Origin of the sequence: Companilactobacillus keshanensis, from assembly GCF_003946205.1 — a bacterium.
Classification (GTDB): domain Bacteria; phylum Bacillota; class Bacilli; order Lactobacillales; family Lactobacillaceae; genus Companilactobacillus; species Companilactobacillus keshanensis.
On the sequence record NZ_RHOS01000023.1, the window covers coordinates 1 to 12,092 of the forward strand.

Genomic DNA, 12,092 nt, shown 5'->3' on the forward strand with positions numbered 1-12,092 from the left:
ATTTTAGTTTCAACAGAATACTTTGGCATAATAAAAACCCCTTGCTTGGATTTCTCCAATGCAAGGGGTTCATTACAACCCTTCTTAGGCAGAGTCCTTTTTATATTTGTTGCTCTATACTAATCATTTCTAAAACTCCCATTGCACATTCTGAGCCTTTATTACCAATTTTCCCACCAGCTCTATTTAGAGCCTGATCCATAGTGTCAGTCGTTAAAATACCAAACATAACCGGTATAGGTCCATTAAGAGAAACGCTTGCTACACCACTGGCCGATTCAGAACAAACATAATCATAGTGGGATGTTTCACCTTTAACTACGGCCCCTAAAGCAATTATCCCGTCAAATTTTTTACTCTCAGATGCTATCTTTGCAATCCTAGATATCTCCATTGCCCCAGGAACAGTAATAATCGTAATATTATCATTCAAAACGTTACATCTAATTAAAGTTTCAACTGCTCCTGAAGTTAATTTTGCGGTAACAAGTTCATTAAATTGAGCCACTACAATGGCTATTTTTAGATTTTTTCCATTTATTTGACCAATTACTTTAGTCATTATTAATTTACCTCGCTTAAAATATGATGTAATTTGTCTTTTTTTGTTTTTAAATATTTAAAATCATTTTCAGTAGGAGTGATTTCTAAACTGATTCTTTGATTTACTTCAATTCCCAAGTTTTCAAGTCCAGATATTTTTTTGGGATTATTAGTCATCAAATCGACAATTTCTATACCTTTTTGATGTAATATATTGGCTGCTATTCCATAATTTCTCATATCTGCCTCAAAACCTAATTTCTTATTGGCTTCAACTGTATCAAAACCTTGTTCTTGTAATTTATATGCCTTGAGTTTATTTAACAAACCTATCCCCCTACCTTCTTGACGTAAATAAATAACAGCACCGCTACCATTTTCCTCAATCATTCTTAAGGACTCTTCCAACTGTTCACCACAATCACATCTTCGTGAACCAAGCACATCTCCAGTAAAACATTCTGAATGAACCCTCAAAAGAAGAGGTTTATCTAAGCTTATTTCTCCCTTTGTTATCAATAATGTTGGTACATTATTGTCTGATGTATTGAACGCCTCCAATTTAAAATCACCATATTTAGTAGGTAAATCTACCTTAGTAATTGACTTTGAAATAGTCTTATCAAACATATAACGATAATCTGAAATATCTTTAATCGTTATCAATGTCATTTGACTTCCCTCTGCAAATGCCTTTAAGTCCTTTAATCTAGCCATAGTTCCATCTTTTTTTATAATTTCACAAATATATGCTATTGGATTAGCCCCGGCCAGTTTGGCTAAATCTACTGCTGCCTCAGTGTGACCATCACGATCTAAAACACCGTTATCCCTAGCAATAAGCGGAAAAATATGACCTGGATGATAAAAATCATCATGACTACTCTTTGAATCGGTAAGTTTTTGAATCGTTTTAGCTCGATCAAATGCGGAAATCCCCGTAGTTGTTGTTTTAGCATCAGTACTGACTGTAAATGCTGTTCCAAAAGCATCAGTTGAATTTGTAGTCATTCTTTGTAGTCCCAATCTATCAGCATATTCCTTACTCATTGGCACACACAGCAATCCACGTGCCTTATTAATCATATGATTTACATTTTCAGGACTAACAAAATCGGCGAGACCAATCATATCACCTTCTGATTCGCGATTAGGGGAATCCGCTACAATAATTAATTTTCCATTTTTTAAATCCGTAATGGCTTGTTTGACTTGTTCAATATTCTTATTATCTATCATTTTAATATGCTCCCAATTTCGAATTGATAATATATCTGCCTAAAACATCGACTTCAATATTTACTAGATCGTTCTCATCTAAATTTTTTAAATTAGTTTCTGACAAAGTATGTGGTATTATTCCAACTTTAAATGTATTTTTATCAACTAAAATCACCGTCAAACTAATACCGTTTACTGCTATTGATCCTTTTTCTACGATATATTTTTGATATTTTTCTGGAAATTCAAATTTTAAAATAATTGAATTTTGATCCTTAGTTCGCCTCAGTAATTTAGCAATTGCATCCACATGTCCTAAAACAAAATGACCATCTAATCGATCATGAACCAGTAAGGATTGTTCCAAATTAACTGAAGAATCAATTTTTAAATCTGATAAGTTTGTCCTCCTAAAGCTTTCTGGCATTATATCCACCGTAAAACTTTTCTTATTGAAACTCGTAACTGTTAGACAAACTCCATTAACTGAAATACTATCGCCAAGTCCAATCCCACTCAGTTTTTGATATCCCACAGTTAATTTTTTTGTTTCCTTAAGATCATCAATCCTAACAATTTTTCCAACTTCTTTAATTATTCCTGTGAACATTTGTATCCCTCTCAGCGGTTATTTTTAAATCAGGTTTTAAATTTTTAACTTGAAGGTTCTTTAAATTCATTATTTTAGATAATTCTTCCCCAAATATGGCAGGTAACCCTTGCCCCCCAAATATTTTAGGTGCTATGTACACTACAAAATTATCAACCAAATTTGAGCTAATAAAATTAGCCTGAAGACTACTGCCTCCTTCAATCAATAGTGACTGAATACTATGTTCTGTTAACAATTTTAAAATTTTATTAGGTGTCCAATCATCAACAAAAATAGAAACATTTTTAGAAAAATCCTTTTTAGGCTTTGTTTTACTTAAAAACCAAATTTCACTATTAACCTTAAAAATTTTTTCACTCAAATCGACTTGATTTATATCTTTAATTAAAATTAATCGTATAGGAGAAAATTTCATATTATTTAATCTGACCGTTAATTCTGGATCATCTATCTTGAAGGTATTCTCTCCAATCAAAATAGCCTGATTCTGACTCCTCAATTTTTGTGAATCCATATAGGCAGCACTTTCCGTCAAAATTGATCTATTATTTCTAATATGATTAATTTTTCCATCAAGTGTCATTGCATATTTAATGGTTATTAGAGGTCTATTATTCTTATAAAAGAAATTATAAGAGCGGTTAAACTTAGGATATATATCATTTATTTCTACATTTACGTTGTGTTCTTTTAAATAATCTACACCGAATCCACTGACAATGGGATTTGGATCAATTTGTCCGATTACCACTTTCTTTATTCCTGCTTGGACAATTTTTTCAACACACGGTGGTGTCTTTCCAAAATGCGAACAGGGCTCTAAAGTTACATAGAGCGTTGCCCCTTTAGCATCAGTAAGTTTAGATAATTTACTTAATGCATTTATCTCGGCATGATTCTCACCGAATTTTTCATGATGTCCAATTGCCAGTATCTGATTATTTTTAACGATCACAGCTCCAACTTTAGGATTAGTCCAAGTACTATGTCCCTTACTAGCGGCATCCAGTACCAACTTCATATAATCTTTTGAATCCAATTCTTATTCACCTCATTTTTATACAAAAAAAGCCCCGCATCTATTTAAGAATGCGGGGCTACATTGTTTTTTAATAAGCCAAATAAAATTTCATACGAGAAAAATGTAGAAATCAAGCCACTACAAATAAGGTATGAACCTTAATTTTTTCTTCTACCATCCAGACTTTACTGTCGGTCTCAGACTTGCACTGAGTCAACCACTAACGTGGGTCACGGACTTCAACAATTGTTGTTACCGTCGGTCGGGAATTACACCCTGCCCCGAAGAAATCATATTTAGTTTTCGCTTACATCGTACTATATAGATTTTTCATATGCAAATAATCATTTAAAACATCATACTATCTGTGTCAAAATGTCATTTTTAAATTTCATATAATCAGAATCAATATCGGCCGAATTTATATTAAAATATGGATTTTCAACCACCCTTAATTGTGAACCTTTGTCGGGTGTCATAATCATGATACGATTTCCTAATTTGATGGCCTCATCAATGTCATGAGTAATAATGAAAAATGTCAGATGAAGTGACTTCCACAAATCCAAAATAACGTCATGAATATCATTACGTGTAAATTCATCTAATGCACCAAATGATTCATCAAACATTACTAATTGTGGCTGATTAGCTAAGGCTCTGGCTATAGCTACTCTCTGGCGCATACCACCAGATAATGAGAATACATAGTCTTTTTTCTTATCCGTCAATTGGACTTGATCTAATAAAGTGTCTACTCTTTCATCAATGGCATCTTTATCAAAATGTCTCATTTTGAGTCCAAAACCAATATTATCAGCTACATTTAGCCAAGGATACAAGGCATTATTTTGAAAAACAACACCCAATTTCCAATTTGGTCCAGTTACTGGTTTACCATTCAACAGAACCTCACCAGTAGTTGGCTCTATGTATCCAGCAATGGTATTCAATAAGGTACTTTTACCACAACCAGATTTGCCAATAACAGTCACTATCTCACCACGAGTAATATCCAAATTTAAGGAATTTAAAGTTGGTTTATCATCATTTTCATAGGTTACTGTTAAATCCTTAACCTCAATAATTTTTTCCATCTAATCATCCCCCAATTCGTTTACATATTTATCAGCTATAAAATCATTTATTTCTTTTTTACTTGGAGCATGATCAATAGTTTGCTGTTGAGCCATAAATTTTCCAGTTATATAAAGTTGTTCTGGAAATGTCTCACTAAGAAATTCACTATCAACCATCTGTTTAGCAGTAAGCCACTTAGATGTACCAATCTGTGATTTGGCTTCTGAATATCCTAAATCCATTTGCTTAGAAGCGGCTTTAATTGTAACTTCAGGATCACTTTGCATTTCAGCATGAGATTTATTTAATTGTTTAAGTAATCCAGAAACTAGTTTAGGATTACTCCGTTCAAAACCGCCACGAACTAATGTTACATTGGCCGTAATACGATTTTGATTACGTAAATCCTCACTAGTTATTAGGAAATGTCCATTTTTTAGCATGGGCGTCAAAGTTGGTTGCCAAGTATATGCCGCCGAGATATCTCCTCTATTCCAAGCTGCAACAATATCTTGAGTATCCATATCTAACAATGAGACTTTATTCAATAAGTGATGTTTTTTTAGTGTCATCATTAAACTATAGTGCGATGTCGAAGCAAATGGTGTTGCAATTTTTTGACCAGCCAAATCGTCAAAATTTTTGATTCCACTGCCATTTCTGACTACTAAACCTTCATTATTTCCCAGAACATCATTGACCCAGACCAATTTAGCATCAATTTTAGAAGTTAGAGCCACAACAGCATTGGTATCTCCCATAGTTGCAAAATCAATATCTCCGGATATCAAGGCTTTATTAGCATCAACTCCGGAATCAAAAATAATATATTTTACTTTGATATTCTCTTTATCAAAGTAATCATTTATATATTTTAACTGTCTCGAAGCCGCTACGTCATTGGGCACTTGTAAAATTCCAATTCTAACTTCAGTAGTTTTCTTATCGTTTGTACTATTGGTACACCCAGATAACAATAAAATAACTACCAAAACAGTCAGAAATCTAACTATCTTTTTCATTAGCGACCACTCCAAAAGACAATCTTTCTTTCAACATATTTAAGGATTTGATCTAAAACTACGCCTGTTATACCTAAAATAATGATGCCGACAAACATCACATCACTCTTTAAATACTTCGATGCATTAATGATCATCCATCCAATTCCGTATGTAGCAGCAACCATTTCAGCAGCAACAACCGTCGTATATGCCATACCAACTGCGGTTCTAATACCCGTAAAAATATCAGGTAACGCTGAAGGAAAAATTACGTGAAAAAATACTTGTTTAGAACTAGCGCCTAAAGATTCAGCACTCTTGATGTAATCATCTTTAACACGATTAACACCTGAAATGCATGCTAAATAGATTGGAGCAAAAGCTGCTAGATATAATAAAACAACCTTAGATGTCTCCCCAATACCTACCCACAAAATCAAAATAGTGTAGTAAGCCAGTGGTGGAATGGGTCTGATAAATTGAATAATTGAATCAAATATAGAATAAACAATTTTGATTCTACCACTGATCAATCCCAGTGGAATTGCCGTAATAATGGCTAGAACAACCGCACTTAATAATCTTGCCATTGTTATCAAGAAATGTTGCCAAAGAGGTATACCATTGTATCCATATTCGCTCAACTTAACAAAAGTTGAAACGACTTTTTCCGGACTTGGTAGTAAAATCTCTGGAACCATCTTAAATGAAGTGGCAATTTGCCAAACAACAAATAGAATTAACCACGTTGTTACAGTTATTAGCCAATATTTCTTCTTCCCTTTCGAATTCATACTTCCCTCCGTAGACCGAAAAAAATGTAGTTACTCCAAATAGAGAACTACTTTTTTTCATATTATGAATCAAATTTGTAGTTCTAAATAGTTAATTGAGAACTAACATACCAAGTGTACACCATAACTTTTCAATGAAAAACCTGTTTTAACAATATTTTGAAGTGCTTACATTATTGAAAAGCTGTAGTTACATAACGAATGAACATATGTAATTATACGGTTGTACTATCTGACTTTATTATCATTTAAATTATGAATTGATTTAGCCATATGATACATTTTGTTAAAGATATTTAGTATTTGAATTACAAATTAAATTTAAAAATTATGGAGAAAATATTCCTGATGATAAATTATTTAAAATTTCGAATCATTAAACGATCTATTATAATTTCACTTGCTATCGGTTCACTATTATCAGCAATTCAAATATTACAATCACTTATACCAATTATCAAATACGGTAATATTTTCTTAGAATCGCCTTATATAAAATGGCTATCAATTGATCCCTTTAACTTCGTACCAATTGTTTTTTTTATGTTGATACCCTTAATGGCAAGTATTCCTTCAGCCAATATTTTGAAGGAGGATTTAGATTCAGGTCTATTATTGCATCTTAAAAATAAGGTCAATTTGAACAAAATCGTACTTGGATATGGTTTGACAGCATTCTCGGGTGGTTTTCTTACGATTTTTATCACTCTAATAACAAATTTTCTTAGCTATTTTCTCTTTTTACCTAACATAAAACCCGATTTTCTCATTAACGAAAACCTATTGATAATTCAAGAGAATACTCTTTTTGTTGGTTTATTTTATCAACATCCATTTGTTCACGGTATTTTATCCATACTTTTAACCTCCATTTGGGGAGGTATTTTTGCTGTTATGACTTGTGCTCTTTCCCTATGGATCAAGGAAAAATTTTTGGCCCTTCTATCCAGTACTGTTTTTCAAATTATTATATTACTATTAAATATGTTTTTTAAACTACCAAATTTGGCTAGTTATGTTCCAGCCGACTTTTTAAGAGAGACATCTCCTAGTGCGACAGATATCAAGATCGTCATTGGGATAACCATTCTTATCTCGGTTATAAGCATCTTGCTATTAACAATAGGAAGGAACAAAAAAATTGTTTGGTAAAATTCTAAAACAGCAGATCACTCTGATTTCTTATAGGAACTCAGTCATTTTATTCTCTATAATTGCCATTATTGTTGGAGTTTCTCCCTTTCAAGATTTAGAAATTTTAAAAAGCTCAGAAGACTTATCGACCTTATTATCCAAAATATTTAATTCTTTTATATTATGCTTTGGTCTAATTTTCATTTCTCTAATAGTTAGTTTAAATACCAATGGTTATAGATCAAATGATCTATTGCTTACCAAAACGAGGATTGGTATTACCACATCAATAATAATCCGAATTACTTTGATACAATTGATTGTTTGGGTTCCTTGGGCGATAGCTTCATTGGCCACTATTACATTAACTGGTTTTGGATTTTTCATTATCTTCACAAAATTCCAAATATTGATTTTATATTTGTATGCTTTTTTTGTCATAATTCTTCTGTCTTTGATTGAATTAAATATTCTAATGATAACAAATAGCAAAATATTGGCATTAATAATAGCAATGGCAATAAATTTTTTTGAATACTACCTACTAAAAGTTAATATAGACTCTCTTCTTTATTATTTCACAACACCAAAAAGTTTATTAGGTATACTGATAAGATTTATGATTATTTTGGTACTAATTATCCTATTAATATTTTCACTTAACAAAACAATTTTGAAAAAAGATTTTTAAAGGGAGACTTAAATGAGTTTTATAAAGCTAGAATCAGTAAGTAAACAAATAAAGGGACAATTACTAATCAAAAATGTAACTTTTCAAATCAACAAAGGTGAGATTGCAACTTTTGAAGGAATCAATGGTTCTGGCAAAACTCTTATCTTAAAAGCAATTCTAGGATTAATCAAAACGAATGGTAATATTTCAATTAATGATCAGCAAGTTAATGTTAAAAATAAATATCCGATCAGTGCAGGAATGCTGATTGAAAAACCTAGTCTAATTGAACAACTTACCGCATTTCAAAATTTAAAATTATTGGCTCAATTACAGGATAAAATAAGTGATGATGATATTATAAAACTACTAATATCACTAGGATTAGATGGACATATTCACCAAAAGGTTAAACACTTCTCTTTAGGTATGAAGCAAAAAGTGGGAATTGCTCAGGCTTTACTAGGCAACAATAAGTTAATTGTATTGGACGAACCGACCAACGCCTTAGACGAAGAAAGTGTTGCTTCATTGATAAATATAATAAAAGACTTTAATACTAGTCAAACTACTTTCTTAATAACATCTCACGATTCAAACTTTATTAATCAGATTTCTACTAAACCCTTTATCGTTAGAAATGGGGTTATAAATGCAAAAATATCATAAGCAAGTAAAAATAATCTGTCTATTCATTTTTACGGCTCTCTCCTTTTTCTTTCTGGCATTGCAATATCAAAAGATTAACGCTGGTTACAACGATACTAATGAAGTAACTATTTCAAGAAATGAAAAAATAAAAACTAATAATGTAGAATTTAAAATTTTAAATACATCCATTGATAAAAAACATATTAATGTTACGTTGGATATTAAAAAAACTGGACCAGGATTTTATGGCATGAAAAAAAGTGACAATTTCTTCGAAAGTATGTGGATTGCCAATATGTATGACTTCAGTGAACATAATATTAATGAAAATTTAACTGACCAATACAATCACGTATTTGATATGAACAAATATTCATCTGGTCAAAATATGATTGCCAAGGTTTCTTTCTACAAAAGCAAGTTAAATAAAAATAGTAAATTCTATTTTCTAGTCCAAAATGATAAGAATATGACTAAGTATTCATTGTCATTAAACTAAAAAAGGTCACTATCAGATTATTTTCTGATAGTGACCTTTTGGACTCTCTTATAGTCCTTGGTTAAGCAACTTTAGTTTTTAAATCAGTAATAGCTTTTTCAATGGTTGTACCGTTGCCAAAGTGATTGCTATTTTTAACATCAATTGCTGTGAATAATTGATCATTAGTATTTAATAGAATTCTATACTTCATATTATTCACACCTCCTTCTTACAAAGTTATATCTCTAAGAGGTAGCGATAGTTGTTACTATACTAGGGTATTCATAAATAGTCAACCATTTTTTCTTAAATCGTTTTACTTGACTTACTAAAGAATATAAATGATTATATATTTGTAAACTTATAAAAAGGAGAACTAAATGTTCGATTTATTTTTGAGATTCTTTAAATGGTTTTTAATTGCCGTCGTTGCAATAGCTATTTTCTTCTACATTGGTATTCCATTGTTAATCATGGCTGCCGTTGTATTTGGAATCTACTACCTATACAGACGATACAAGGCTAACCGATATACTCCCGAGGGACGTAAGAAGGTTAATTAACATTGAATTTAAAAACTAGAAATCTTTATCGATTTCTAGTCTTTTTTATTTTCCCCATTTTTTGAAGCATGGCCTTTATCTGACGTAAATGAAATTATAACTAATAAAGCACCTGCCGCAAGCGCGCTTAATAACAATTGGCTTGTAAACCAATGGAAGAAATAACCTAAAACAGCAACAATTAGTAGAATTGTTCCTAACCAACGATCAATTTTCATCAATAAATTCAATTTTTATTCACCTTTTATTACCTTTTTATTTAATTAATACTAAAATATAGTTGTTCGATACTTACTATTATACATGATACTTTATTCCGGGAGGATTCATAATGGAAAAATCAGAGAAATTATCTATCTTAGATGACCTTATAAAACTAGAAACTGTTAATGGAAACGAAGAACTAGTGGCTGAATATTTAAAAGAGCTTTTCAACAAACATCAAATAGAAGTAGAACTAGTTAAAAATGATGAACATCGTTTTAATCTTATTGCCTCTATCAATAATGGAGCCAATAAGACGCTCGGATTTACTGGTCATGAGGATGTCGTGGCACCGGTAAATGATAAAGAATGGCATTACGGTCCATTTAATCCAAAACATATAGACGGAAAAATTTTTGGACGTGGAACATCAGATATGAAATCCGGTTTGGCAGGACTGGCCATTGCTATGATAGAGTTAAATGAAGATATTAATTTTAAAGGAAATATTAAATTCATTGCTACTGTTGGTGAAGAATTGGGAGAAATCGGGGCAAAACAACTATCACAAAAGGGATTTGCCGATGATCTTAATGCTTTAATAGTTGGCGAACCAAGTAATGCATCATCCAAACTAATAATGGATAAATTAATTCATAGCGGTCTAATCAAAATTCCAAGATCCAATCCTTCATCATACGGACGTCATGCCTTATTTTGTGCTCATAAAGGATCAATAGACTATAAAGTAATCTCACATGGAAAGGCAGCTCATAGTTCTATGCCCGAAGCAGGAATCAATGCATTAGATAACCTAATCGCTTTTTATAATAAGCAAAGTGAATATTTTAACGGTCTATCAGATGATGATGAAATTCTTGGCAAAATAGTTCCTGCCGTTACCATTATGAAGGCTGGTGATCAAGAAAACACGATTCCTGATTACGCTGAAATGAACGTCAAAATCAGAACCATTCCAGAATATAATAACGATAAATTAGCAAATGATTTAAAAAATATTATTAACAAATTGAACGAATCTCCTAGAATGTCACTGGAATTCGAAGAAAAAAGCAGTAACTGGCCTGTCAAAACTGATATGGACTCTAACTTCTTAAAGATGGCCCATCAAAGTTATCAAGAAGTATTTGAACAAGGCGCATTGGCCGTAGGTGCCCCCGGTGGTACTGATGCTTCTCAATTCGTTAGAGCAAATCCTGAATTGGAAGTAATTGTTGCTGGCCCTGGAAATGAAAGTGCTCACCAAGTCAATGAATTCGTCTTTGAAGATGATTATTTACAATATATTAATATTTACAAAAAAATTGCTACCAAGTATTTCGAGTAGAAATAATGCCATACTGAAAAAAGCTTAAATTGATGGTCAAATGTCCATTAATTTAAGCTTTTTTAATTTGATCTGATCTCTTCAACTAATTTACTTATAGACTATGGACATGATACTAAGATCACTAGTAGTATAATTTTATAGATTAAAATAACTTTGATAATACAAGAGAAAGAAGCCTGAATTAAATGTTAAAAAAAGAAAGATTTGAGGCCTTTACTGATGCAGTAATTGCAATTATTTTAACTATCCTTGTTTTGGAGCTTAAATTGCCTGAAAATAATCATTCTATCCAGGCATTAATTGATATAATACCCCGGTTTGCTGCTTATATAATGACCTTTATCTTCATAGCAACAATGTGGGTTAATCATCATTTTCTCTTTTCCCAGGCCAAAGTCATTAATAATCAAATTATTTGGATAAATTTATGTGGCTTTTCATTGCTTCACTTTTACCAGCCACGACTGCCTGGTTAGGTGCCGATATTTTTGCACGCACTTCGGCGATTCTGTATGTGATCAATGTTTTATTATTTAATTTAGCAACTGCATTTTTACGCAGACAAGTAACTTTAAAAAATCATATTAATAACATGCAAAATCTAAATCGTCAAGAAAATGTCTCTTTTGGAGTTAACTTAGTTACACTAATAGTTACTTAGTTTTTCCCTCCATTCCCATTTATAGGTCTTATTATTAATGTAATGGTTTGGCTAATGCCACATACCAAGGAAAATAATTAGTTTTTAAATATATATCT

The 12,092-nt window shown here is 31.7% G+C and carries 16 protein-coding genes and 1 riboswitch; of the genes, 7 read left to right on the plus strand and 9 right to left on the minus strand.

The features are described 5' to 3' along the window. Window positions 1-100 precede the first annotated feature (100 nt). The 7 genes from ribH to EKM64_RS10100 all read right to left on the minus strand — a co-directional run bounded on the left by ribH (window position 101) and on the right by EKM64_RS10100 (window position 6,276). On the minus strand, window positions 101-562 hold the full coding sequence (ribH, locus tag EKM64_RS10070) for a 6,7-dimethyl-8-ribityllumazine synthase (protein ID WP_125678217.1): 462 nt from the start codon (window positions 560-562) through the stop codon (window positions 101-103). Between the two features lie 2 nt (window positions 563-564). Next, window positions 565-1,782 (minus strand): GTP cyclohydrolase II, encoded by a 1,218-nt coding sequence (gene ribA / locus EKM64_RS10075; protein ID WP_125678219.1) that lies wholly within the window; start codon window positions 1,780-1,782, stop codon window positions 565-567. A 1-nt stretch (window position 1,783) separates the two neighbouring features. Continuing rightward, the gene (locus EKM64_RS10080) at window positions 1,784-2,374 is read right to left on the minus strand and encodes a riboflavin synthase (RefSeq protein WP_125678221.1); all 591 of its coding nucleotides are present in this window, start codon (window positions 2,372-2,374) and stop codon (window positions 1,784-1,786) included. Beyond that, window positions 2,355-3,416 carry a bifunctional diaminohydroxyphosphoribosylaminopyrimidine deaminase/5-amino-6-(5-phosphoribosylamino)uracil reductase RibD gene (ribD, locus tag EKM64_RS10085; protein WP_225421001.1) on the minus strand — a complete coding sequence of 354 codons (1,062 nt, stop codon included), beginning with the start codon at window positions 3,414-3,416 and terminating at the stop codon, window positions 2,355-2,357. The genes EKM64_RS10080 and ribD overlap by 20 nt, the downstream gene beginning before the upstream one ends. A 144-nt stretch (window positions 3,417-3,560) precedes the next feature. After that, window positions 3,561-3,691, minus strand: a riboswitch (FMN riboswitch). 63 nt (window positions 3,692-3,754) lie between these two features. After that, window positions 3,755-4,495: an ABC transporter ATP-binding protein gene (locus EKM64_RS10090; protein WP_125678223.1), complete on the minus strand. Its 741-nt coding sequence runs from the start codon at window positions 4,493-4,495 to the stop codon at window positions 3,755-3,757. Beyond that, window positions 4,496-5,500, minus strand: a complete 1,005-nt coding sequence (locus EKM64_RS10095) for a taurine ABC transporter substrate-binding protein (protein ID WP_125678224.1) — start codon at window positions 5,498-5,500, stop codon at window positions 4,496-4,498. Next, a complete protein-coding gene (locus tag EKM64_RS10100; RefSeq protein WP_125678226.1) occupies window positions 5,500-6,276 on the minus strand; it encodes an ABC transporter permease in 777 nt (258 codons plus the stop codon). Before EKM64_RS10100 ends, EKM64_RS10095 begins: the two co-directional genes overlap by 1 nt. A gap of 348 nt (window positions 6,277-6,624) precedes the next feature. On the opposite strand from EKM64_RS10100, the gene EKM64_RS10105 reads away from it, so the two are divergent. From EKM64_RS10105 to EKM64_RS10115, 3 genes are all read left to right on the plus strand, one after another. Further along, window positions 6,625-7,428 (plus strand): hypothetical protein, encoded by an 804-nt coding sequence (locus EKM64_RS10105; RefSeq protein WP_125678228.1) that lies wholly within the window; start codon window positions 6,625-6,627, stop codon window positions 7,426-7,428. Between the two features lie 685 nt (window positions 7,429-8,113). Beyond that, the gene (locus EKM64_RS10110) at window positions 8,114-8,752 is read left to right on the plus strand and encodes an ATP-binding cassette domain-containing protein (RefSeq protein ID WP_125678230.1); all 639 of its coding nucleotides are present in this window, start codon (window positions 8,114-8,116) and stop codon (window positions 8,750-8,752) included. After that, complete coding sequence (locus EKM64_RS10115; RefSeq protein WP_125678232.1) at window positions 8,736-9,233, plus strand: hypothetical protein; 498 nt, start codon at window positions 8,736-8,738, stop codon at window positions 9,231-9,233. Before EKM64_RS10110 ends, EKM64_RS10115 begins: the two co-directional genes overlap by 17 nt. A gap of 61 nt (window positions 9,234-9,294) precedes the next feature. On the opposite strand, the gene EKM64_RS11670 is transcribed toward EKM64_RS10115, so the two are convergent. Then, on the minus strand, window positions 9,295-9,426 hold the full coding sequence (locus EKM64_RS11670; RefSeq protein ID WP_263852837.1) for a hypothetical protein: 132 nt from the start codon (window positions 9,424-9,426) through the stop codon (window positions 9,295-9,297). 169 nt (window positions 9,427-9,595) lie between these two features. On the opposite strand from EKM64_RS11670, the gene EKM64_RS10120 reads away from it, so the two are divergent. Next, the gene (locus EKM64_RS10120) at window positions 9,596-9,778 is read left to right on the plus strand and encodes a hypothetical protein (RefSeq protein ID WP_125678234.1); all 183 of its coding nucleotides are present in this window, start codon (window positions 9,596-9,598) and stop codon (window positions 9,776-9,778) included. Window positions 9,779-9,813: 35 nt separating this feature from the next. Here the strand turns inward: EKM64_RS10120 and EKM64_RS10125 are convergent, their stop codons facing one another. Continuing rightward, window positions 9,814-9,996: a hypothetical protein gene (locus EKM64_RS10125; RefSeq protein WP_225421002.1), complete on the minus strand. Its 183-nt coding sequence runs from the start codon at window positions 9,994-9,996 to the stop codon at window positions 9,814-9,816. A 113-nt stretch (window positions 9,997-10,109) separates the two neighbouring features. Between EKM64_RS10125 and EKM64_RS10130 the strand changes: the two genes are divergently transcribed. The 3 genes from EKM64_RS10130 to EKM64_RS11570 all read left to right on the plus strand — a co-directional run bounded on the left by EKM64_RS10130 (window position 10,110) and on the right by EKM64_RS11570 (window position 11,994). After that, window positions 10,110-11,330 (plus strand): M20/M25/M40 family metallo-hydrolase, encoded by a 1,221-nt coding sequence (locus EKM64_RS10130; protein ID WP_125678238.1) that lies wholly within the window; start codon window positions 10,110-10,112, stop codon window positions 11,328-11,330. A 188-nt stretch (window positions 11,331-11,518) separates the two neighbouring features. Beyond that, entirely contained in the window at window positions 11,519-11,809 is a 291-nt protein-coding gene (locus EKM64_RS11565) for a TMEM175 family protein (protein ID WP_225421003.1), read from the plus strand. Then, window positions 11,749-11,994 carry a TMEM175 family protein gene (locus EKM64_RS11570; RefSeq protein WP_225421005.1) on the plus strand — a complete coding sequence of 82 codons (246 nt, stop codon included), beginning with the start codon at window positions 11,749-11,751 and terminating at the stop codon, window positions 11,992-11,994. Before EKM64_RS11565 ends, EKM64_RS11570 begins: the two co-directional genes overlap by 61 nt. Window positions 11,995-12,092 lie beyond the last annotated feature (98 nt).

Bases quoted from the DNA above. Each gene is read 5' to 3' on its own strand.
- ribH (WP_125678217.1), bottom strand. From the start codon at position 562: ATGACTAAAGTAATTGGTCAAATAAATGGAAAAAATCTAAAAATAGCC.
- ribA (WP_125678219.1), bottom strand. From the start codon at position 1,782: ATGATAGATAATAAGAATATTGAACAAGTCAAACAAGCCATTACGGAT.
- EKM64_RS10080 (WP_125678221.1), bottom strand. From the start codon at position 2,374: ATGTTCACAGGAATAATTAAAGAAGTTGGAAAAATTGTTAGGATTGAT.
- EKM64_RS10090 (WP_125678223.1), bottom strand. From the start codon at position 4,495: ATGGAAAAAATTATTGAGGTTAAGGATTTAACAGTAACCTATGAAAAT.
- EKM64_RS10095 (WP_125678224.1), bottom strand. From the start codon at position 5,500: ATGAAAAAGATAGTTAGATTTCTGACTGTTTTGGTAGTTATTTTATTG.
- EKM64_RS10100 (WP_125678226.1), bottom strand. From the start codon at position 6,276: ATGAATTCGAAAGGGAAGAAGAAATATTGGCTAATAACTGTAACAACG.
- EKM64_RS10105 (WP_125678228.1), top strand. From the start codon at position 6,625: ATGATAAATTATTTAAAATTTCGAATCATTAAACGATCTATTATAATT.
- EKM64_RS10110 (WP_125678230.1), top strand. From the start codon at position 8,114: ATGAGTTTTATAAAGCTAGAATCAGTAAGTAAACAAATAAAGGGACAA.
- EKM64_RS10115 (WP_125678232.1), top strand. From the start codon at position 8,736: ATGCAAAAATATCATAAGCAAGTAAAAATAATCTGTCTATTCATTTTT.
- EKM64_RS11670 (WP_263852837.1), bottom strand. From the start codon at position 9,426: ATGAAGTATAGAATTCTATTAAATACTAATGATCAATTATTCACAGCA.
- EKM64_RS10120 (WP_125678234.1), top strand. From the start codon at position 9,596: ATGTTCGATTTATTTTTGAGATTCTTTAAATGGTTTTTAATTGCCGTC.
- EKM64_RS10125 (WP_225421002.1), bottom strand. From the start codon at position 9,996: ATGAAAATTGATCGTTGGTTAGGAACAATTCTACTAATTGTTGCTGTT.
- EKM64_RS10130 (WP_125678238.1), top strand. From the start codon at position 10,110: ATGGAAAAATCAGAGAAATTATCTATCTTAGATGACCTTATAAAACTA.
- EKM64_RS11565 (WP_225421003.1), top strand. From the start codon at position 11,519: ATGTTAAAAAAAGAAAGATTTGAGGCCTTTACTGATGCAGTAATTGCA.